The sequence below is a fragment of the Pseudoalteromonas sp. Of7M-16 genome, assembly GCF_022347805.1.
Lineage (GTDB): Bacteria > Pseudomonadota > Gammaproteobacteria > Enterobacterales > Alteromonadaceae > Pseudoalteromonas > Pseudoalteromonas luteoviolacea_F.
Genome location: NZ_JAKRFY010000012.1, coordinates 114,014 through 136,224 on the forward strand (window position 1 = coordinate 114,014; position 22,211 = coordinate 136,224).

Genomic DNA, 22,211 nt, shown 5'->3' on the forward strand with positions numbered 1-22,211 from the left:
TATGAAAAAGATTTTAGCTGTGGATGATTCTGCTTCAATGCGACAAATGGTTGGGTTCACTCTTAAAAAAGCAGGGTTTGACGTCACAGAAGCAAAGGACGGTAGCGAGGCATTAAGCTTGGCAAAACAGCAGGGTTTTGACGCTGTAATTTCTGATGTAAACATGCCCGTTATGGATGGGATAACCCTGATTAGGGAGCTGCGTAGCTTACCTAACTATAAATTTACGCCGCTTTTGATGCTGACCACAGAATCAGGGCTTGATAAAAAAAGCGAAGGCAAGGCCGCAGGTGCAACGGGTTGGATTGTAAAGCCTTTTAACCCGGATCAATTGTTAGCTGTATTGAAGAAAGTCATCCGCTAGTACCAACGAGGTATAGGCATGAGCATAGATTTAAGCCAGTTTTTTGATGTGTTCTTTGAAGAAAGTTTTGAAGGTCTGGATGCGATGGAGGCTGAGCTTCTAAATCTAGAACCTGGAACTGAAGATTCAGAGACCATTAACACGATATTTAGAGCTGCCCACTCGATTAAAGGCGGCAGTGGTACATTTGGTTTTGTGTCTGTTTCAGACTTTACTCATGTACTGGAAACACTCCTAGACCAAATCCGTGACGGACAGCGGGTCCTCACCGCTGAGCATGTGAACTTACTTTTAAAGTCTGTCGATTGTGTAAGAGGATTGCTCAGCGCATTACAAGCGGAAGAAGAGCCAGATCTGAGTGAATCAAATGAGCTCAAGGCTCGCTTTGAAGCGATACTGGGTGATGAATCACCAGAGGTTGTTGAAGCTGAACAGAGCGAAACAGTCAGTGAGGCATTGCAAAGTACAACTTACCAAATTGATTTCAAGCCTGAATCTCATCTATTTAAAACTGGGAATGAACCGCTTTATATGTTTTCTGAGCTTGCCGAATTGGGCGAGTTAGAAGTCAATGTGTTTCACGATGGTCTTCCTGAGTTTTTAGAGTTTGATCCAGAAGATTGTTTTTTACACTGGCGCTTTTTCCTGACGACAACGAGAGAAGAGCAAGCAATCTCTGAAATCTTCGAGTGGGTCGAAGATGATGCAGAAATAAAAATTGAGGCGTGCGGAGGGTTGTTTGAAGATGAAAGTCCTTCTGAGCAACAGCCATCAGCGTCATCGACATCTTCTGATGCAGGTAACTTAGAGACTGTTCAGCAAGCACCTGCACAAAGTGAAAGTGCGACTAACAATGAACAAAACAAGCAGGCAGAAGAGAGTCTCGCTGCGGTGCAGAAAAAAGTTGAGTCGGTGAAAAGCAATAAAGCTGAAAGTAGAAAGTCCACAGATTCTGCCGCCACTTCTATTCGTGTAGGTATAGATAAAGTAGATTCTTTGATCAATATGGTTGGTGAGCTGGTGATAACGCAAGCGATGCTAAGCCAAATTGGTGATCAGGATATCACTGAATCTAGTATTGCTGCGCTTCAGGAAGGGCTCACTCAATTAGCGCACAATACCCGTGATTTGCAAGAAAATGTAATGCGGATCAGGATGCTGCCAATTAGCTTTGTATTTAGTCGCTTTCCTAGATTAGTAAGAGATACGTCTCAAAAATTAAAGAAACAAGTTGAGCTTAAACTGGTCGGTGAACAAACTGAGCTCGACAAAACCGTGATGGAAAAACTCTCCGATCCTATGGTTCACCTAGTGAGAAACTCATTAGATCACGGTTTAGAGACTCCGGAAGATCGCATCGCCAATGGTAAAAATCCTGTGGGCACAGTGACACTAAATGCTTTTCACCAAGGCGGTAATATCGTTATTGAAATTATGGATGATGGTAAAGGGCTGGATACAGAAAAAATTCGCAGTAAGGCAATTGCGAATGGATTAATTAATGAGTCGGACGAGCTAAGTTCTGAAGAAATCAATGAGCTTATATTTATGCCAGGTTTTTCAACGGCAGACAGCGTAAGTGATATTTCTGGCCGAGGAGTTGGAATGGATGTTGTGCGACGCAATATTCAAGCGCTCAATGGTTCGGTAGAGGTCACGTCAAAACAAGGGGTTGGCTCGACTTTTACAATAAGGCTGCCACTTACACTCGCTATCCTCGACGGTCAATTGGTACAAGTTGCAACGCATACTTATATCATTCCACTTATTTCGATAGTTGAATCGCTTCAAATTGACATTACGAAAGTCAGCAAGGTTGGCAAAGGCTTAGAAGTTCTGCGCTTGCGTGATGAATATATTCCAATATTGAGACTGTACGACATTTTTAGCCATCAGGGCGCGCGTGAAGAGCTGGACAAAACACTCTTGGTCGTGGTTGAGAGCGACAATTATAAAATAGGCCTATTGGTTGATGATTTACTTGCGCAACAGCAAGTGGTGATTAAAAGTTTAGAGGCGAACTATCAGAAAGTTGACGGCATTTCTGGAGCGACGATATTGGGTGATGGGACAGTATCTCTGATCATTGATATCAGTGGACTCATCAAATTGAGTGGCTTACGCCGGCCTGGTTCAACTGAATTATTAGTTGACTTGAAAGGTGAGGAGGCTGAACCAGCATGATTGACCAAGTTGAAGTAAATCAGCAGCTTATGTTTGACGGGGAATCTGATGAAAAGCAGTTTTTAACTTTCATGATGCACGATGAAGAGTACGGAATGGACATTTTAGCCGTGCAAGAAATTCGTGGGTGGGAGCCTGTCACCACCATTCCAAACTCTCCTAATTTTGTCAGAGGCGCGATGAATTTACGCGGCACAATAGTACCAATTATCGACTTGCGGATGCGCTTTGGCATTAATGCAATTGAGTATGGACCGTTGACTGTAGTGATTGTGGTCTCTGTAAAAATTAAGGAACAGCAGAAAATTATGGGGCTAGTTGTGGACGCGGTATCAGATGTTTATAGCATTGCAGAGGAAAAGGCCAAAGATGTGCCTGATTTCCAAGATTCAGATAATGCATATTTTGTTCACGGACTAGTGAATGTAGGTCAAAAAATGGTTGTGCTTTTAAATCTAGAAAAAGTTTTAGATTTGAGTGATAAAAGTGGTCTCAAAGGCTAATTGGGGGTCGAAATGAGCGAACAGAGTATCCAAAGCAGTATTAATAACAAGATCTTAGTAACTGGGGTGATTCTGGTTATTAGTGTCATTGTTGGTGCTCAGCTAGGGCAAGCTGAATCAGAGCAAATACGAATGATGTCATTTTTAGTTCCGCTTCTGGGTATTGCGGCTGCTTTAGTATTTTTAAAAAATGGTTTAACTCCCATAACAGGCCAGTTAGTGGCTGTGTATGCCGCAATGCCATTGCTTAAAGTAGGTAATCGAGCACAGTTTGAGCAGTTGGATCTGTCAGGTTTTCCCCAACTGCATAGGGTGTTGTCGAACGTAGATGAAGATGTGAGAGAAGAGGATCATGAAGACGATCATACAGAAAGTTTGTTGTTGGCTTTGAAAGGTTGTCAGGCAAACATTATGGTCGCAGACAGCGATCTAAATATTGTCTATATGAATGACTCAGTAACCGTCATGCTGAGACAAAATGAACATCAACTTAGAAAAGAGTTACCTAACTTTAACGTTGCAACCACGATCGGCACAAACATAGACATGTTTCATGCCAACCCCAGTCATCAAAGAAACTTGTTAGCGAGTTTGAGAGATGTGTACAAAACACAAATCACGGTTGCCGGGCTGACATTTGATCTAATCGCGACACCTGTGTTTGATAAAAACAATGAACGTATTGCCACGTTAGTTGAGTGGAAGGATTTGACAGAACAGCTAGCCATTGAACAAAAACAAAAGGACGAAGCTGCGAAAAATGCACGGATATCTAGTGCTTTAAATGTGTGCCAAGCGAATGTCATGTTGGCGGATGATGACTGCAATATTGTATATGGCAATGAGTCAGTCATGAGTATGTTGAGAAAAAACCAAGCGCAATTACAAACGGCATTGCCACGCTTTAATGTAGATACATTGATGGGGCAAAACATTGACATATTTCATGCCAATCCGAGTCATCAAAGGAACTTATTGAGTAATCTGACGGACACCTACAAGACGGATATCGAAGTTGCTGGTTTTACATTTGGTTTAATTGCGACACCTGTACAAGACGAAAATGGCAACCGTCTGGGCACGGTTGTTGAGTGGGAAGACAAAACCGAGCGGTTGGTACAAGAGCGCGAAGCGCAAAAAGCGGCAAACGAAAATCTACGTGTACGTCGCGCTTTGGACAACGTTGCAACCAATACCATGATTGCGGATGGCCATTTCAATATTGTTTATATGAACGAGTCAGTGACATCCATGATGAAAAATGCTGAACGCGATATTCGACAAGACCTCCCCAACTTTGATAGCAATAAACTGATGGGGGCAAATATTGACGTCTTCCATAAGAACCCTGCGCATCAGCGCAATATGGTCAGTAACTTAACTGACACCTATAAAACTGAGATCCAAGTAGGTGGGCGCACATTTGGATTAGTCGCTAACCCTATTTTGGCATCAGATGGTGAGCGTATCGGCACTGTGGTTGAATGGGAAGACCGCACTGATGAAGTTGCGATTGAATCGGAAGTTAATGAGTTAGTCGAATCAGCTCGTGAAGGTAATTTGGCCGTGCGCCTCAATGAAAATGATAAGCAAGGGTTCTACCTTCGCTTAGCTAAAGGGCTAAACGGTTTGGTTTCTCTAGTAGATGATGCGGTATCGGATACCGTAAACATGTTAGATGCACTGGCTAACGGGGACTTAACTCAAAGGATCAATGCAGACTATAAAGGCGCGTTTGACAAACTTAAGCAAGATGCGAATACCACAGCGGATAAATTAACAGAAGTGTTGAATCGAATCAGTTCTTCTGCTGCGATGGTGGCCAGTGGCGCTGAAGAAATTTCCCAAGGTAATGCAGACTTAAGTCAGCGAACAGAAGAGCAAGCATCATCGTTAGAAGAAACTGCGTCGAGTATGGAAGAAATGACTAGTACGGTGAGACAAAATGCGGACAACGCAAAAGTTGCCAATGAGCTTGCAGCAGAAACAAGTGAAAAAGCGGTGACAGGGGGCGAAGTGGTTAACAGAGCCGTCTCTAGTATGTCAGAGATCAATGAATCTAGTAAAAAGATCGCCGATATCATCAGCGTCATTGACGAAATTGCGTTTCAAACTAATTTACTTGCATTAAACGCCGCGGTGGAGGCGGCAAGAGCAGGCGAGCAAGGGCGAGGCTTTGCTGTTGTAGCTGGTGAAGTTAGGAATCTAGCGCAGCGTTCAGCAGGTGCTGCGAAGGAAATTAAAGACTTGATTAGAGACAGTGTTGGTAAAGTTGAAGATGGCACCTTATTAGTGAATGAATCAGGTGCAACGTTAAAAGAAATTGTTGCGGCAGTAAAACGTGTGACAGAAATGATTTCGGATATTGCTGAAGCATCCGAGGAGCAAAGCTCTGGTATTGAGCAGGTCAATAAGGCTGTTGCCCAAATGGATGAGATGACACAGCAAAATGCGGCGTTGGTGGAACAGGCTTCTGCAGCTGGGGAATCAATGGCTGAGCAAGCAAATGATATGAGAAGGCTATTAAACTTCTTTAATGTTGGCGACTCAAATACCGATGGCCTGCCAGCATCTGTCAGCAGTTTGCCAACCAAGCGGTTGAATACGCCTCAGCAGCCAGTGAGTAATGCCGGAAGCATGCAATTGAATAATAGTACGCCTGCGAAAGTCACTTCTAATCTTTCACAAAAATCTACTGAGCCTGCAAACCGCTTTGCAGATGACTCTGAAGAGTGGGAAGAGTTTTAACCGCAAGTTTGAAAGAGGGCCTCTGATCTGAGGCCCCCCTTTTGAGAAAAAAATAGCACTGGCTAACTTTTTGGTTATTAATTGAACTATTTAAGCGTTGCGAGCGTATGAAAGAGTTTCAGTTTACAGACACTGATTTTCAGAAAGTCTCTGAAAAGGTATATAGCGCATGTGGCATCGTGCTCGGGCCACATAAGCGAGAAATGGTGTATTCGCGCCTTGCTAGGCGGATCAGAGCAAACGGGCTGAAAAACTTTGAGGACTATTTAACGTTTTTAGACAACAGCAGTGATCAAGAATTTAGCCACTTTATTAATGCAATTACGACGAATTTAACCTCGTTTTTTAGAGAGTCGCACCATTTCGAATATTTAAAAAGCGACGTAATTCCACGTATTAAACAGGACAATAAAATGTCCAAGAGAGCACGCTTTTGGTCTGCGGGATGTTCAACAGGCGAGGAGCCATACAGTATTGCGATGACGGTGAAAGATGAGTTTCCTAGTGACTGGGACGTGAAGGTGTTAGCCACTGATTTGGACTCCAATGTACTTTCAAAAGCGGCGGAAGGCATCTATAGCAGCCAGTCAGTGACTGGCTTAGATGAAAACCACTTAAGAAAGTGGTTTTTGAAAAGCAGTGACGGCAGTCAATACCGTGTTAAAGAGCAGTTGAAGAGCCTCATTTATTTTAAGCGATTGAACTTGCTCGAACCTTGGCCAATGAAAGGCCCGTTTGATTTGATATTTTGTCGAAATGTATTGATTTATTTCGACAAAGAAACAAAAGACAGTCTATTTGATGGATACCATCGCATGTTAGAGCCGTCACATGGACACTTATTTATAGGTCACTCAGAAACAATGAGTAAAGAGCGCAGAGACTTTAAAAATTTGGGCAAAACTATGTATAAGAGGGTGGATGTAACATGAGCCACTTTAGGCCTGTGATAAATGGCTTTGAGCATGTAAAACGGTTTTGGGATGCGGGGCGGAGTAAGGTTGTTGCCAAGGTCTTACCGGGAGAATTTTACGTATCGAAAAATGACGAATTGATCTCGACGGTATTAGGATCGTGTATTGCCGCTTGTGTATATGACGAAAAGTTAGGGATCGGTGGCATGAATCACTTTATGTTGCCGGGTGCTCAAAATATGACGAATGTGACTAATGTTCATTCAGATGACTTTAATTGCCGCTATGGAAATTGGGCGATGGAGTTTTTGATAAACGAAGTGCTAAAAAATGGTGCCAGTCGCAACAACCTCAAAGTAAAGCTGTTTGGTGGTGGAAAAATAATTAGTGCGATGACGGATATTGGTGTTGGCAACATCCGTTTTGCCAGAGCTTACGTAGAGGAAGAGCATTTAGAGTTAGTGTCACATGATGTGGGAGGGCCGTGGCCCAGAAAGGTGGTATTTCATCCTCAGTCGGGTTCTGCAAAGGTAAAAAAACTGCGGCAGGTACACAATGACACGATTGAAAAACGTGAGGTTAAATACTTACATGATATCGAGGCGCAAGATGCACAAACCGATATCGAGTTATTTTAGAGTAATTAGCAATGATAAAGGTTTTGATAGTAGACGACTCACCTTTGCTTAGGGCTGTTTTGAAAGCGGTATTGGAGCAAGCTGGAGATATTGAGGTTGTGGGGGCGGCCAAAGACCCCTATGAAGCAAGAGATATGATTAAGGCGTTACAGCCTGATGTGCTTACTCTCGATATTGAAATGCCAAAAATGAACGGGTTAAGCTTTTTAAAGAACCTAATGAGGTTGCGCCCAATGCCCGTAGTCATGTTATCTACGTTAACCCAAAAAGGGTCGCCAGAGACCCTTGAAGCGTTAGAGGCGGGGGCTGTCGACTTTATTGCCAAACCTATGTCTAATGTTGCGGAGCAATTAGAAGCATATGCTGATGTACTTTACCAAAAAATTCGCACGGCAAGTCGAGCGAGGGTAAGAGCGTTTAAACCTGACAAGCAGCAAAACACAGCGCAAGCTATGCCCAGTGATACACGTTTTCAAAGCTTGAGTGTTTTGGCAATTGGCGCCTCTACTGGCGGCACCGAAGCGCTGAGAGAGGTATTAACTAAGCTACCGCCTAATAGCCCTCCTGTTGTGATTACTCAACATATTCCTCCTGTTTTTAGTTCTTCATTTGCGCAACGTATGGACAGATGCTGCACTGTGAATGTTAAAGAGGCAGAGGAGGGTGACGAGCTTGGTGTTGGTAAGGTATTCATTGCTCCGGGAGATAAACACTTACTGGTCGTACAAAAAGGGTCTAAATTGGTTTGCCAGCTGAGTGATAGCGATAAGGTCAATCGCCATAAGCCTGCTGTAGATGTGTTATTTGACTCCTTGTTACCAGTCGCGACTTATGTTCATGCAGCGTTATTGACTGGCATGGGTTCTGACGGGGCGCAGGGGTTACTGAGATTAAAAGAGGCTGGAGCAAACACATTTGCTCAAGACGAAGCCTCATGCGTTGTGTGGGGAATGCCTCGCGCAGCGGTTGAACTCAATGCCGCAAATAAAGTGGTGTCTTTAGATGCAATGGCCAAGGCGCTACTACACTCCGCGAGTCGTTAAACCATTAGTTTATCTGTATCACCCAAGGCTGGGAAAACCAGTGAAAGCGGCCTTTGTGTGTTTTTGAAGGCGCAGTGCAGTTGTATCTAGAACGACCTTTCGGTAGGCGCTCTGGACTCGTCACAGTCACTTGGTTTTCTGAGCGCCAGGTCAATTCTGCGCGACCAACTCCTGATACGAAACACGCCAATTGATGTTTGCTAAAGTCCTTACTTTTGAATGTTATCGTAACTGAAGGGCGACGCTCTGTGGTGACTGAGTTGTTATAGGCCAATTGGTCAATCTCGAAAGGGAGAGAGTCAATTTTAACTTTCAGTGTTTTTAAATTACTATAAATGCCAGAGGCTGGAAATCGAGGAATTCGCGTAAAGTCAGTTGTTGGACCAACTGCACCAGAATGCTGGCCAATACCTATTAAGCCAAGTTTTTGCACAAGTGATTGTAGTGCTGAGTCAAACTCACCATAGGGGTACGCAATGTAGGGGTAATTATGCCCTATTTCAGCATTGATGCGCTGTTGTGACCAAGTTAAATCATGACTTATGCGTTTGGCCCACTGCTGCTCAGATTCGCCGGATTGGCGTATATGCAAATAGTCGTGTTGGGCACTGTGATTTGCTATCAATGCGCCGCGTTTTGACAGAGCTCTTAATTCATCCCATGTCATGACATAACTTTTGCCTTCGTCAATCAGTTTAGGGTTGACGAAAATCGTGTAGGGAAAGTTAAATTTTTCAAGGAGCGGGGCAGCCGCTTCGATATTGTTGTCATATCCGTCGTCAAAAGTAATTGCCACGGTATTTAGTGGGAGGTGCTTTCCCTGTTTAAGATGATTGAGGAATTCATCTAGTGCAATGACGTTATAGTTGCCCTTTTTTAAATGCTCTAAATGAGATTTAAAGGTATCTTCACTGACGCTGGTGACAGGCGGCAGTTTCTCACTGACATGATGATATTGTAAGATAGTCGCACTGTGCGCTTGCACACTTGCTAAACCAACAAATAGAACTAAATTATGAAGCTTTTTCATTACCTGCGTACACCTTATCATATTCCACTACTTACTCTCGCAGCGCCGATGATTTTATCAAATATTTCGGTACCACTGCTAGGGTTAGTTGATACTGCTGTGATAGGCCATTTAAGTCATGCTCACTATTTAGCGGGCATCGCGCTTGGCTCGGGCAGTATTGCGTTGTTATTTTGGCTTGCCAGCTTTTTGCGTATGAGTACAACTGGGGAAATAGCACAAGCTTATGGCGAGAAAAATCAAGCTCGTTCATACCAATCTTTGTTGGCAAGTATGGCCATTGCCCTGCTATTTGCTATGTCGCTCATTGGGTTATCGCCATTTTTACTGGAGGTGATAGAGCGGCTAGCCAACCCCAGCAGCGATGTTATGGAACAAGCCTCGCTCTACTTTTCAATCCGTATATACAGTGCGCCTGCGGCAATGATGAATTTGGTCTTGCTGGGCTTTATGTTGGGATTACAGTATGGCAAGGGGCCTTTCTATATTGTGTTGTTTACTAACCTAGTCAACATCGTTTTGGATTTACTGTTTGTCATTGGTTTTGAATGGGGAGTAGCAGGTGCTGCGTGGGCGTCTGTTATCGCCGACTATAGTGCATTGGCGTTGGCTGTGTGGCTAACCAGCTCACTACTGAAAAAGAAGGGGTGGATATTTTTGTGGTTAAGACCGAGCCGCCAACACCTTATTCATTTATTGACCTTGAATAAAGATATCTTTATTCGCTCACTGGTATTGCAATTGTGTTTTAGCTTCATGACATTTTATGGTGCACGGTTAGGGGATAATACGCTTGCTGCAAACGCCGTGTTGCTCAACTTTTTAATGCTGGTGAGCTTTGCAATGGATGGCATTGCATATGCGGTTGAAGCAAAAGTCGGGCAGGCAAAAGGTGAAAAAGATACCGAAAAATTAAAATCATGGGTTGCTGTGAGCGTACTGTGGGGCGGTGTTTTTGCAATACTTTATTGTTTTGTGTTTGCTGTTTTTGGGCCGACTATCATTGGTATGTTAACCAGTATTCCAAGTGTTGTGGAAACGGCATTGGTTTACTTACCTTGGCTTATAGTATTGCCTTTAATCGCGATGAACTGCTTTCTTTTCGATGGTGTGTTTGTTGGATTAACAAGGGCAAGAGAAATGCGTAACAGTATGATATTTTCCGCATTGTTTGGTTTTTTCCTGCCCGTTTATTTGCTGCTGGACCATGGCAATCACGCACTGTGGTTAGCGATGACATGTTTTATGGCTCTGCGTGGAATTACTTTGATTTACCGTTATCGAAAGCTTGACGTGCAGAACGCCTTGCTGAAATAACTTGCGAAAAGCGGTTTGCAAAGATCCCTAAATAGCCATACCCCGCGATCCCTAATGCTGGAAATAACACGGCGAGTCCAGCATAGCGCCAATTTGGGTCATGGTAATAGCTCAGTGCGAACAACCCCATTGCGAGCACAAATATACCAATGCCAGTAAAAAAGAATCGTAGGCTGCGCTTGGGGTTGGACCCCAAGCGATAGATAAACTGCGTAAACATACTGAATCGGTTAGTAGTATGAGTGGTCGCCACGTGCGTGCTCTGTTATATCGCGCACGCCTGTGATTTCGTCAAATTTTGCAACCATTTCTTTCTCAATGCCTTCTTTTAGAGTGACATCGATCATTGAGCAACCATTACAGCCGCCACCAAATTGCAATACGGCGATGCCTTCGGCTGTGATCTCTACTAGGCTCACCTGACCGCCGTGATTGGCAAGCTGTGGGTTAACATCAGTGACTAACATATGCTCCACACGCTCTGCCAAGCTCGCGTCATCTTTTAGCTTTTTCGCTTTTGCATTGGGCGCTTTTAATGTGAGTTGACTACCCATTTTGTCGGTAACAAAATCGATTTCTGCTTCTTCTAGAAAAGGCGCACTTTCTTCATCGACGATGGCATCAAATCCGTTAAAGTTAAAGCGCATATCGCTTTGCTCAACAGCATCTGCAGGACAGTAAGAAACACCACATTCAGCTTGTGCAGTTCCTGGGTTTACAACAAATACGCGGATACTCGTGCCATCAGCTTGGTCGCTGAGCAGTTTGGCAAAATGTGTTTGGGCTGATTCTGAAATTGTGATCATAATCTGGCTATACTTGACTAATTTACTCGGTTACTCCCTATGATACTCCCCTCGTCCGGTTGTAGCTAGTGTTGGACGTAAAAATTTGCGGTAAATTGGGTCAACTTGTTAGCTTATAAGTGAGCGATTTAAGATGGAATTAGTATGAGAATATTTTTGTTACTGCTGGCTTTCTTTGTATTTGCAAGCCATGCGAAGCCGATCACCTATTATTTTTCCCCCGATATAAAATTTGACCAAAATATTACTAAACCCAGCGAAGTTTTGGGTTATGAAGTGGGTGAGTGGCATGTACGTCATGACCAGTTAGTTCACTACCTCACTTTACTCGCTAAGCAAAGCCCGAGGATTAGCTTATCGACCATTGGCTACAGTCATGAGCAGCGACCTTTATTACAGCTTGCAATCACTAACCCTACGCAACTAGAGAAGTTAGAGTCGTTGCGCGAAGCACATCTGACTAGTTTAAAAGAGGGCGAAACATCACCAAGTGCTCCTAATGTAATATGGATGGGATATAGCGTACATGGTAATGAGCCTTCAGGCAGCAATGCAGCGATGCTGGTGGCCTACTATTTAGCCGCAGCGCAGGGAGAGGAGGTTGAACATATATTGAAAAATAATATCATTTTGCTTGATCCTGCGATGAACCCAGATGGATTAGCACGCTTTGCTCACTGGGCTAACAGTCACAAAGGACAGACATTGTCGTCGGACCCGGCTCATCGAGAGCATGTAGAATCTTGGCCATCGGCGCGTACGAATCACTATTGGTTCGACTTAAATCGAGATTGGCTATTATTACAACATCCTGAATCCATTGCGCGAGTTGCACAGTTTCATCGTTGGAAGCCAACAGTGCTCACTGATTTTCATGAGATGGGAACAAATAGCAGCTACTTTTTTCAACCAGGGATCCCATCTAGAACGCATCCAATTACGCCAAAAAAGAATCAAACACTGACTCACGCCCTGGCAAAATATCATGCTCAAACATTAGATAAAGAGCGGCAACTATATTTTACTCAAGAAAGTTTTGATGACTTTTACATAGGCAAAGGTTCAACCTATCCAGATGTAAATGGAACGATTGGGATTTTATTTGAACAAGCGAGCAGTAGAGGCCACGTTCAAGAGTCTATAAACGGTGAGTTATATTTTCATCGCACTATTAAGAATCAATTGCTCACGTCATTGTCCACATTCACTGGTGCTACAGAACACAAAGAAGCATTAATGGCGTATCAAAGAAGTTTTTTTGCTGAAGCCGAGCACTTAGCTAGCAAAGAAAAGTTCAAGGGGTATATTGTTGCAAAAGGAAAAGATACATATCGTTTTAAGCAATTCGCAGCTTTACTTAAAAGCCATCAAATCAATGCTTACCCTATAACAAAAGCGATCACTATAGCTGACCATGAATATCAAGTTGGTGATTTATTTGTTCCTTTGCAACAACAGCAATATCGCTTTATCAAAGCTGCTTTTTCTACGCAGACAGAATTTGAAGACAACACCTTTTACGACGTATCGGGCTGGACATTACCTTATGCGTTTGATTTGAATTTTTCTGCTGTTACTAGCAGTTGGGGGCTAAAGTATAGCGAGTCACCTTGGGAGCCAACACAGTCTAGTTTTTCTGCAGAGCAAGTATCTAATGCCTATGCTTATGCCTTTGAATGGCATCATTATTTAGCACCAAAGCTACTCAACTTATTGTTGAAAGAGGGATTTGAAGTTAGGGGGGCACTAAAGCCTTTTACCGCGCAAACACAGCATGGACAGCAGCCTTTTTCCGCTGGCAGCATTGTGATCCCAGCAGGACTTCAAACACTACCCAATTGGCAGGTTAAGTTAGCTGATATCGCAAATAATACAGAGATAAAGCTCTTCACAATTGACACAGGATTAACAGCGAATGGAATAGACTTAGGTTCAAGGTTAATGACCCCAATTGAGAAACCCAAAGTTTTGTTGGTTGGTGGCGAAGGTACGAGTCAATATGAAGTTGGAGAGCTGTGGTATCACTTAGACAGACATGTAAATCTAGCCCCAACAATTGTCGAACAGCACCGTTTAGGAAAAATAGACCTCTCTCGATATACACATATTATCTTGGCAGACGGCCGTTACGATCAGCTTACTAAACAGGCCAAGGCTGCAATATACTCATGGGTAAAAAGTGGCGGCATAATTTGGGGTCAAAAACGCGGCGCCAAGTGGCTAATTGAGCAGCAATTACTCAGCGTTGAAACAGTTTCAACAAAAGAAATGAAAGCATTGTTTAAGGCAGAGAATTTACCTTATTCTGAGCGTGACGCACTGGCAGCAAAACAACGCATTGCTGGCGCGATTTTTCAAGCTGATGTAGATGTGACCCACCCATTGGCTTTTGGCTTTGAAGATAGCACACTGCCGCTTTTTAAAAATAGTACTTGGGTTATGAAACATAACAGTAAGCCCTTTAGTAACGTGCTGAAATATAGTAACGCTCCTTTGTTATCGGGATATGCGCATGAAAAGAATGTTGCACAAATAGCTAATAGCAATGCATTGGTTGCCAGGAAATATGGAAAAGGGCTGGTGATCGCAATGACCGACAACCCGGTATTTCGCGGCTACTGGTACGGAACAAGTCGACTACTAAACAACGCACTATTTTTTGCAAGCAGTGTGGAATAGACTTTCATAATTCCGTAATGCAGGTAGCGCAAGCCCAGACGGATTGTGCGCCTGCTGACTTGCATAGCGCGGCTATGGCATTGACTGTGGCACCGCTGGTGATCACGTCATCAATGATTAAGATCCGTTTGTGCTCTAACGTCTGTTTTAGATAAAACGCCTGCTTGGCGTTATTTTGTCGCGCTTGCTTAGACAGCGAAACATGCGATGGTCTACTACGTTTGCCAATGGTATTGAGGATATTCGCATTGTGCTGTTTTAGAATTGGTGCCCACATTTGATAAACTTGATTGTAGCCACGATAGATCAGCCGACTACTGGGCAATGGTACGAGTATAACTCCGTCAGCACAGATAAGATTTTGCAATTTGAGCCTGTGCCACTGCGCGTCGATAACCTGCCTGAGTACCATAGTTGCTTGGCGACTGTGTTGATATTTAACTTGTTTTACCCAAGTTGCAAGCTGTCCATGGTACCAACCACAGGCGCTCAAACCATCACAATTTGGTAAATTAAACATACGGTTTATATCGGGGCGCAACAGCAAGTTTTGATCCGTATGGTCAAACAAAGGGAGTGATTGATGACAGCTAGTGCATAAGCCGGGGCTTTCTATATAGCATTGGCAAGTTGCGCATTTGGCTGGAAAAAAGCTTTTTGTTAAAGCTTGTAGTAGCGACATTGCTTTCATTCCTTGAAACGATATCATAGCGGTAATTTTGGCTTGAGGCGGATTAAAATGCAAAGTGAAATTGTGCTACTGCACGGTTGGGGAATGAATAAAGAAGTATGGCAGCTTATAGAGGCTGCATTGAATGATGCTTTGGGAAAGCCGGTGAAAGCCCTTAATTTACCAGGTTTTGGCGGGGAACCTATGCCTGTAGATACCTATTCACTAGATGTGATAGTGGAGTCATTGTCTAATCGAATTCAGCCAAATAGTATTGTGATTGGCTGGTCTCTGGGTGGGTTAGTGGCAACCAAATTAGCCACCTTATATCCGGAAAAAGTAGCCAGCCTAGTGTTAGTGTCCTCAAATGCACAGTTTTGCGAGGATGAAGAATGGCCTGGTATTAAGGCGCAAGTTCTTGAGCAATTCAAAGTTCAGTTGGCAAAAGATAGCCGAAAAACAATTGAGCGCTTTTTGGCAATACAAGCTATGGGTAGCGAACACGCCAAAGCAGATATCAAGCAACTAAAAGAGTTGTTGTTTTTGGCATCTGAGCCGCATGATACTGCTCTCAGTGCAGGTTTAGACATTTTGCAAAGCGTTGACCTAAGACCTGATTTTGCCAACTTAAAATGCCCAGTTTATGGCATTTTTGGCCGATTAGATTCGCTAGTTCCTCAAAGTGTTGCAGCTGAGCTTTCACGCATAAACCCACAATTTAGCTATGAGATCTTACCAAAAGCATCTCATGCACCGTTTATTTCTCACCGAGATGATTTTATTAGTTACCTAAAATCAGTCCTTTAAAATATATTCACCTTCAAGGCGGCAAAAAATTGCCGCCTGCACTTTATTTTGCACATAATATGAGCAATAATTAGGTTAGTAAAAAAGTAACTTGGAGTCTATTATGCCTATTGGAGACGTACTAAACGCAGGCGTTGAAGGTTTTAATCGTGCTCAACAAAATATTGAAAGGGCCTCTGCTGATATAAATCGTGCGACGATTGACCAGCAAAGTGATGAACAGTTGGCTCAACAACGGCAACTTGAAGCAGCAAGACCTGAAGAGGCTGTTACGGCACCTGTTTCTCAACCTCCGAGAATTGATGAATCATTGGTCAATTTAAAGGTGGAAGAGTTCAATGCCAAAGCAAATGCGCAGACGATTCAAACTGCTGACGAAGTGCTAGGAACTTTGATTGATATTAAAGTGTAAGTATGAACATCGTCACGCCTCAACCGGCGATTAACCTCAATACCGCAAACGTCTACACGGAAACGGCTAGGCGAGATAATCAGCTGCGTGAAGTGATCCCCAAGCCCGCAGCGATCACCCCACCTGCGACGGAAAATAAAGCACTCCAAGACAATGACAAGTCTCGCACCGCAGAACATGACTCGCAAGATACATACGATGCAAACGGACAGCTGAAAGACAGCAAATCTGTCAATGAGCGTGGCGACGAAAAAGGCGAAGGCCAGAAAGAGAATCAAACTCCAGAAGAAGAACTTTCCGAACGCGAACAGGCACAGCAGGAACAGGACGAGCAGCAGTTAAAAGAGCTCAAAGATAGAGACAGAGAAGTAAAACTCCATGAGCAGGCCCATGCGCGAGTCGGCGGTCAGTATGCTGGTGCACCGAGTTACGAATATCAACGAGGCCCAGACGGCAATAATTATGCCGTAGGTGGCCAAGTGATGATTGATGTGGCACCTGTCGAAGGGGACCCTCAGCAAACGATTGAAAAAATGCAGACTGTCAGAGCGGCGGCTTTGGCACCTGCCGAGCCTTCTGGAGCCGATAGAGCTATTGCTGCAGATGCAACGTCAAAAATAGCGACGGCACAGGCAGAGTTGGCAAAAAAATCTATCAGTGGTTCAGAAGAAGATAATGCCCCGAGTGGGGTGCAAAAATTTCAAAATAGGCGTTTGACTCAGGAAGGCGCAGCGCAGTCAGAGCAGCCGGTATTGGAAAGAGCGAGATTGCAACAAGAAGCCGATCCATTTGCAGTTGCATTGCCAATTGAGAGAGATCCTGAAATAGAGTCTAGAGCCCTGAGAATCGAAGGCTTTTATGGGCAAATCACAAAACCCAATGAAGACGCACAGCTTTCAGTGACAGTATAAAATGGGTTTGTTTGTAATAACTAAAAAAAGGAAGGGCTAACCCTTCCTTTTTTGTTTGAGTATAGCTACTTTTTCAATTTGGCAAACGCTTCCGCAAATGCGTTACCCATGGCGGCATTGCCCTGATCACGGCGGTTGCCTTTTGAGTTGTCGCGACGTTCAGGCTTACGGCTGTGGTTTTGACCAGCTTTTTGCTGCGGCTTATTTTTATGTCCTTCGGATTGAGACGGGGTGGCATCATTCAGGCGCATCGTAAAGCTGATGCGTTTTCTATCTACATCGACTTCAATGACTTTTACTTTCACGATGTCACCAGCTTTGACCACCTCACGAGGGTCTGAAATAAACTTGTCGGTGATCGCTGAAATATGAACAAGACCATCTTGATGAACACCTACATCAACAAAAGCACCAAAGTTAGCAACGTTAGAGACTACACCCTCAAGCACCATTCCAACTTTTAAATCAGATATTTTTTCCACTCCAGCTTTAAATTGGGCAGTTTTAAACTCGGGGCGAGGATCTCGGCCAGGCTTATCTAACTCAGCAATAATGTCAGTAACGGTAGGTAAACCAAACTTTTCATCAACATAATCATTCGGCGTTAACTTTTTGAGTACGTCGCTATTGCCGATTAAGTTTTGCAGCTCCAAACCGTTAGATTTAGATATTTGCTTAACCACTGGGTAAGCTTCCGGGTGAACAGCGGAGGCGTCAAGTGGATCATCACCGTCTTGAATGCGTAAGAAACCGGCTGCTTGCTCAAATGCTTTTGGACCTAAACGCTCAACTTTTTTCAGTTGTTTACGGTTGGCAAAAGAGCCATTGCTGTCTCGGTATTTGACAATATTACTGGCCAGAGTTTTATTTAGTCCAGATACACGAGTGAGAAGTGGTACAGATGCTGTGTTTACATCAACGCCGACAGAGTTTACACAGTCCTCTACTACAGCTGTAAGGGTTTGCCCCAGCTGGCTTTGTGATACATCGTGCTGATATTGGCCGACACCGATTGATTTAGGTTCAATTTTAACGAGTTCAGCAAGGGGATCTTGTAATCGTCTAGCGATAGATACAGCGCCACGCAGTGATACATCCAAGTCTGGGAACTCATTTGCTGCAAACTCTGATGCTGAATAGACAGAAGCGCCAGCTTCACTGACCATGATTTTCGTTAAATTTAAATCTGAGGCTGCTTTTTGTACTTCGCCAGCAAGTTTATCGGTTTCTCGCGACGCAGTTCCATTGCCAATGGCAATCAGTTGTACTTTATGTTGACGAGATAACTGCTCGATTGTTCGAATTGATTTATCCCAATGATTTTGTGGAGCATGTGGATAAATCGTTGTTGTAGAAAGTAGCTTACCAGTCGCATCAACAATCGCAATCTTACAGCCAGTTCGCAAACCAGGATCAATACCCATGGTTACTTTTGGTCCTGCAGGCGCAGCCATTAATAGGTCTTGCAAGTTTTTAGCAAATACGTCTATTGCCCCACTTTCTGCTTTTTCTCTCAAAGAACCTAGGAATTCATTTTCAAGGTGCAGAGCTAATTTGATTTTCCAAGCCCATTGCACCACGACCATTAACCAATCGCTGGCATTGGCACCTTGTACTTTCAATCCATAATGATCTGCGATCATTTGAGCACAGTATTGTTGATGGTCTTGCGCTTCTGGTTCAGGGTTAATGGTTAATTGTAAAATACCTTCATTACGCGCCCTGAGCATTGCCAATGCACGGTGCGAAGGTACTTTTGAAAGCGCTTCGTTGTGCTCAAAGTAATCTCTGTATTTACTGCCTGCTTCTTCTTGTCCTTTGACCACGCGACTTTGTAATTGAGCATTGTCGGTGATGTGTTTTCTGAATTTAGCAAGCAACTTGGCATCTTCAGCAAAACGTTCCATTAAAATAAACTTAGCGCCTTCAAGTACGCTTTTTACATCGGCAAATCCGGCGTCAGCGTTTGTGAAGTCTTGTGCCATTTGTTCTGGCGATAATTGTGGATCCGCAAAAAGTTGATCGGCTAGTGGCTCTAGCCCAGCCTCTATCGCAATTTGACCTTTGGTTCTGCGCTTTGGCTTATAGGGTAAATACAGGTCTTCAAGCTCCGTTTTACTGCTGGCTTGTGCAATATCACTGGCGAGTTGAGATGATAATTTGCCCTGCTCTTCGATTGTTTTGATAATAAATGCACGTCTTTCTTCTAACTCTCTTAGATATGAAAGGCGTTGTTCCAAAAGACGCAGTTGAGAGTCATCTAAGCCACCAGTGGCTTCTTTACGATAACGGGCGATAAAGGGAACTGTTGCGCCCTCATCTAACAATGTGGTGGCTGCCAGCACTTGCTGTTCTGAGGCATTTAGCTCTTGGGCTAAACGAGCTGAGATGTTGCTCATGCAAAATCCTTATAAAGTTCAATTAGCTACGCTAAAAAATCTATTAAGCGTTGGGGTTTATCATACCATATTAGTGGAAAATTTATCAGGCCTGATATTCGATTCTATTGATATACCATTGTGCGTCACCCTGCGGTGTTTTCACCATGAAATCATCGTCGACTGATTTTCCGAGTAAAGCTCTGGCCATTGGCGAATCTATAGAAATATAGTCATTGCGCTCGTAAATTTCATCTGGCCCGACGATCCTGAAAAACTTAGTTTCCCCCTCGTCGTTTTCTATTTCGACCCAAGCGCCAAAATACACTTTGCCTGCTTGTTGTGGGTCATACTCAATCACTTTTAAATCAGGTAAGCGTTTGCGTAAATATCTAACACGTCTATCTATCTGTCGGAGTAAGCGTTTGTTAAAGGTATAGTCGGCATTTTCGGAGCGATCTCCAAGGCTGGCCGCCCAATTGACAATCTTTGTTATCTCAGGACGCTTTTCAAACCATAGGTGGTCATGCTCTTGCTGCAGTTTTCGATACCCTTCGGGCGTAATTAAGTTTGTTTTCATAATGCAATATATCGGAAAAACCTATATAAGGTACGCGTGTTTAGATAACTGTAACGTTCAGTAACAATCTTATCAGTATGTTATGGTGTCTAAGGAGCTAAATTTCAATTATATTTAACCAATAGTTCAGTGATAACAAGAAGAATTCGATGGGAAATGAAACAACAAAAGTACTAGTCGTGGATGACGATATGAGATTACGCAGCTTATTGGAGCGTTATCTTGTAGAACAAGGTTTTATTGTCCGAAGCGCTGCGAATGCCGAGCAGATGGATAGGTTATTGGAAAGGGAAAACTTTCACTTAATGGTTTTAGACCTCATGTTGCCAGGAGAAGATGGGCTTTCTATTTGTCGCCGTCTCAGACAAAAAGAAAATGAAATTCCCATTGTGATGTTGACTGCAAAAGGGGATGAAGTAGACCGTATTATCGGTTTGGAGTTGGGGGCTGATGACTATTTACCGAAGCCTTTCAACCCTAGAGAATTATTGGCCCGTATCAAAGCTGTTTTAAGAAGAAAAACAAAAGAAGTACCCGGAGCACCCGCCGCGGAAGAAAACGAAGTTGAATTTGGTATATTTAAATTGAACTTGGCCACCCGTGAAATGCAAAAGGGGGACGAAACGATTGCGCTCACCAGTGGTGAGTTTGCTGTATTAAAAGCATTGGTCAGTCACCCGAGAGAACCGCTGAGCCGAGATAAGTTAATGAATTTAGCCCGTGGTCGAGACTATAGTGCATTGGAGCGAAGTATCGATGTACAAGTCTCCCGACTGCGCAGAATGATAGAAGAAGATGCATCAAACCCAAGGTATATACAAACGGTTTGGGGACTTGGATATGTGTTTGTGCCTGATGGCGAAAAATAATGAGCATTTTTCCTCGTAGTGCGTTTGGTCAGACTGTATTTTTTGTCGCGGGATTGTTATTAATCAATCAGGTTGTCTCTTATATTACGGTGACACTGTATGTGTTTAAGCCGACTTTTGAGCAAGTGAATTTGATGCTCGCTAAACAGGTCAAAACGGTCTTTATTGACTGGGAGGAAGGCGTTGAAGTCGACACCGCGTTATCGAATAAATTTTTTGAGATAACGGGGATCGATGTCATGACGCAAAAAGAGGCTTATCGAAATGGTTTGGGGCAAGCGCGTGAGTACAGCTTGCTCTCTCGCAGCATGTCAGAACAACTAAATGGGTCAGCGCGAGTGAGGATCAGCCAAGGGGACCCTATCGTTTATTGGGTTGAAGCTCCCCAGGCTCCTGGGTATTGGGTTCGAGTTCCACTAACCGGCTTTTCTGAGACCAAATTAGAATTTTTGGTGTTTTATTTATCCAGCATTGGCTTTTTAAGTGTTTTGGGTGGGTGGCTTTTTGCTCGGCATTTAAATAGACCGCTTAGAGCATTGCAAACAGCTGCAAGTAGAGTTGGGGTAGGTGATTTCTCGACTCGGCTTGTTGAGCAAGGATCCACAGAGGTTATTGAGGTAACGAAGGCGTTCAACCAAATGTCTAAGGGGATTGCTGAATTAGAAAGTGATAGACGGCTTTTAATGGCGGGTGTCTCTCATGATTTGCGCACACCTTTAACTCGGATCAGACTAGCAACGGAAATGATGTCTGATGAGGATGAATATCTCAAAGAGGGCATCATTGACGATATTGAAGATATGAACGCGATCATTGATCAGTTTATTGAATATCTTCGACACCATAGCAGTGGTGAGATGCACTTAGAAAACGTCAATACTCTGGTGGAAGAAGTGGTTCATGCGGAGCAGCAACATAAGCGGGTGATCAACCTGAGTTTAGCTGAAGGCACGCCTTGGGTTGTGGCGAATCACGTCGCTTTAAAGCGTGTTTTAACCAATATGATTGAAAACGCCATCAAGTATTCAGAAGGCGAAATTGACGTCCATACCCAGTTAGATCCCAAAAATAAAGTGATGGTTATCCAAGTAAAAGATAGAGGACCGGGGATCCCTGAATCTGAGCTAGAATCAGTATTTGAACCGTTTAAACAAGGCGATCAAGCTAGGGGCTCTGATGGTAGCGGGCTAGGTTTGGCAATTATCAAACGCATTGTTGCAACACATGGTGGCAAAGTTTCCTTGAGGAACCGGGCTGAGGGAGGGCTGTCTGCAGAAGTTGCCTTACCGCTAGGTAAAAAGTAATTCACTTTTCCGCTCATACAGCTTGGTATTTTGCCAAGCTTACCTCCTTTACAT

At 43.6% G+C, this 22,211-nt stretch carries 20 protein-coding genes; 14 read left to right on the top strand and 6 right to left on the bottom strand.

Annotated elements, in window-relative coordinates; translation table 11 throughout:
* Window position 1 precedes the first annotated feature (1 nt).
* The 7 genes from MHN81_RS14030 (at window position 2) to MHN81_RS14060 (ending at window position 8,394) form a co-directional block, all read left to right on the top strand.
* Window positions 2-364, top strand: a complete 363-nt coding sequence (locus MHN81_RS14030; protein ID WP_023400682.1) for a response regulator — start codon at window positions 2-4, stop codon at window positions 362-364.
* Window positions 365-382: 18 nt separating this feature from the next.
* The gene (locus tag MHN81_RS14035) at window positions 383-2,548 is read left to right on the top strand and encodes a chemotaxis protein CheA (protein WP_023400681.1); all 2,166 of its coding nucleotides are present in this window, start codon (window positions 383-385) and stop codon (window positions 2,546-2,548) included.
* Window positions 2,545-3,051: a chemotaxis protein CheW gene (locus MHN81_RS14040; protein ID WP_023400680.1), complete on the top strand. Its 507-nt coding sequence runs from the start codon at window positions 2,545-2,547 to the stop codon at window positions 3,049-3,051. The genes MHN81_RS14035 and MHN81_RS14040 overlap by 4 nt, the downstream gene beginning before the upstream one ends.
* A gap of 12 nt (window positions 3,052-3,063) precedes the next feature.
* Window positions 3,064-5,799, top strand: coding sequence for a methyl-accepting chemotaxis protein (locus tag MHN81_RS14045; RefSeq protein WP_023400679.1), 2,736 nt, complete (start codon window positions 3,064-3,066; stop codon window positions 5,797-5,799).
* A gap of 107 nt (window positions 5,800-5,906) precedes the next feature.
* A complete protein-coding gene (locus MHN81_RS14050; protein ID WP_023400678.1) occupies window positions 5,907-6,731 on the top strand; it encodes a protein-glutamate O-methyltransferase in 825 nt (274 codons plus the stop codon).
* Entirely contained in the window at window positions 6,728-7,351 is a 624-nt protein-coding gene (cheD, locus tag MHN81_RS14055; RefSeq protein ID WP_023400677.1) for a chemoreceptor glutamine deamidase CheD, read from the top strand. Before MHN81_RS14050 ends, cheD begins: the two co-directional genes overlap by 4 nt.
* An 11-nt stretch (window positions 7,352-7,362) precedes the next feature.
* Window positions 7,363-8,394, top strand: a complete 1,032-nt coding sequence (locus MHN81_RS14060; RefSeq protein ID WP_239426007.1) for a chemotaxis response regulator protein-glutamate methylesterase — start codon at window positions 7,363-7,365, stop codon at window positions 8,392-8,394.
* Window positions 8,395-8,398: 4 nt separating this feature from the next.
* On the opposite strand, the gene MHN81_RS14065 is transcribed toward MHN81_RS14060, so the two are convergent.
* The gene (locus MHN81_RS14065; RefSeq protein ID WP_239426008.1) at window positions 8,399-9,445 is read right to left on the bottom strand and encodes a polysaccharide deacetylase family protein; all 1,047 of its coding nucleotides are present in this window, start codon (window positions 9,443-9,445) and stop codon (window positions 8,399-8,401) included.
* A 27-nt stretch (window positions 9,446-9,472) separates the two neighbouring features.
* Between MHN81_RS14065 and MHN81_RS14070 the strand changes: the two genes are divergently transcribed.
* A complete protein-coding gene (locus tag MHN81_RS14070) occupies window positions 9,473-10,741 on the top strand; it encodes an MATE family efflux transporter (RefSeq protein WP_239426024.1) in 1,269 nt (422 codons plus the stop codon).
* On the opposite strand, the gene MHN81_RS14075 is transcribed toward MHN81_RS14070, so the two are convergent.
* Together MHN81_RS14075 and nfuA are read right to left on the bottom strand one after the other, a co-directional pair.
* On the bottom strand, window positions 10,686-10,961 hold the full coding sequence (locus MHN81_RS14075; RefSeq protein ID WP_239426009.1) for a hypothetical protein: 276 nt from the start codon (window positions 10,959-10,961) through the stop codon (window positions 10,686-10,688). The two genes, MHN81_RS14070 and MHN81_RS14075, sit on opposite strands and share 56 nt — an antisense overlap.
* Window positions 10,962-10,971: 10 nt before the next feature.
* Window positions 10,972-11,547: a Fe-S biogenesis protein NfuA gene (gene nfuA, locus MHN81_RS14080; RefSeq protein ID WP_023400672.1), complete on the bottom strand. Its 576-nt coding sequence runs from the start codon at window positions 11,545-11,547 to the stop codon at window positions 10,972-10,974.
* 144 nt (window positions 11,548-11,691) lie between these two features.
* Here nfuA and MHN81_RS14085 point away from each other — a divergent pair, with 144 nt between their 5' ends.
* Complete coding sequence (locus tag MHN81_RS14085) at window positions 11,692-14,226, top strand: M14 metallopeptidase family protein (RefSeq protein WP_023400671.1); 2,535 nt, start codon at window positions 11,692-11,694, stop codon at window positions 14,224-14,226.
* Between the two features lie 4 nt (window positions 14,227-14,230).
* Here the strand turns inward: MHN81_RS14085 and MHN81_RS14090 are convergent, their stop codons facing one another.
* The gene (locus MHN81_RS14090) at window positions 14,231-14,908 is read right to left on the bottom strand and encodes a phosphoribosyltransferase family protein (protein WP_239426010.1); all 678 of its coding nucleotides are present in this window, start codon (window positions 14,906-14,908) and stop codon (window positions 14,231-14,233) included.
* 57 nt (window positions 14,909-14,965) lie between these two features.
* Between MHN81_RS14090 and bioH the strand changes: the two genes are divergently transcribed.
* From bioH to MHN81_RS14105, 3 genes are all read left to right on the top strand, one after another.
* Entirely contained in the window at window positions 14,966-15,703 is a 738-nt protein-coding gene (bioH, locus tag MHN81_RS14095; RefSeq protein WP_239426011.1) for a pimeloyl-ACP methyl ester esterase BioH, read from the top strand.
* Between the two features lie 103 nt (window positions 15,704-15,806).
* A complete protein-coding gene (locus MHN81_RS14100; protein WP_023400668.1) occupies window positions 15,807-16,115 on the top strand; it encodes a hypothetical protein in 309 nt (102 codons plus the stop codon).
* Window positions 16,116-16,117: 2 nt separating this feature from the next.
* Window positions 16,118-17,026 (top strand): putative metalloprotease CJM1_0395 family protein, encoded by a 909-nt coding sequence (locus tag MHN81_RS14105; protein ID WP_023400667.1) that lies wholly within the window; start codon window positions 16,118-16,120, stop codon window positions 17,024-17,026.
* A 65-nt stretch (window positions 17,027-17,091) separates the two neighbouring features.
* Here the strand turns inward: MHN81_RS14105 and MHN81_RS14110 are convergent, their stop codons facing one another.
* Both MHN81_RS14110 and greB read right to left on the bottom strand, forming a co-directional pair.
* Complete coding sequence (locus tag MHN81_RS14110; protein WP_023400666.1) at window positions 17,092-19,425, bottom strand: Tex family protein; 2,334 nt, start codon at window positions 19,423-19,425, stop codon at window positions 17,092-17,094.
* A gap of 85 nt (window positions 19,426-19,510) precedes the next feature.
* A complete protein-coding gene (gene greB / locus MHN81_RS14115) occupies window positions 19,511-19,984 on the bottom strand; it encodes a transcription elongation factor GreB (RefSeq protein WP_023400665.1) in 474 nt (157 codons plus the stop codon).
* A gap of 149 nt (window positions 19,985-20,133) precedes the next feature.
* Between greB and ompR the strand changes: the two genes are divergently transcribed.
* On the top strand, window positions 20,134-20,853 hold the full coding sequence (gene ompR / locus MHN81_RS14120; RefSeq protein WP_023400664.1) for a two-component system response regulator OmpR: 720 nt from the start codon (window positions 20,134-20,136) through the stop codon (window positions 20,851-20,853).
* Window positions 20,853-22,157 carry a two-component system sensor histidine kinase EnvZ gene (envZ, locus tag MHN81_RS14125; RefSeq protein ID WP_023400663.1) on the top strand — a complete coding sequence of 435 codons (1,305 nt, stop codon included), beginning with the start codon at window positions 20,853-20,855 and terminating at the stop codon, window positions 22,155-22,157. The genes ompR and envZ overlap by 1 nt, the downstream gene beginning before the upstream one ends.
* Window positions 22,158-22,211 lie beyond the last annotated feature (54 nt).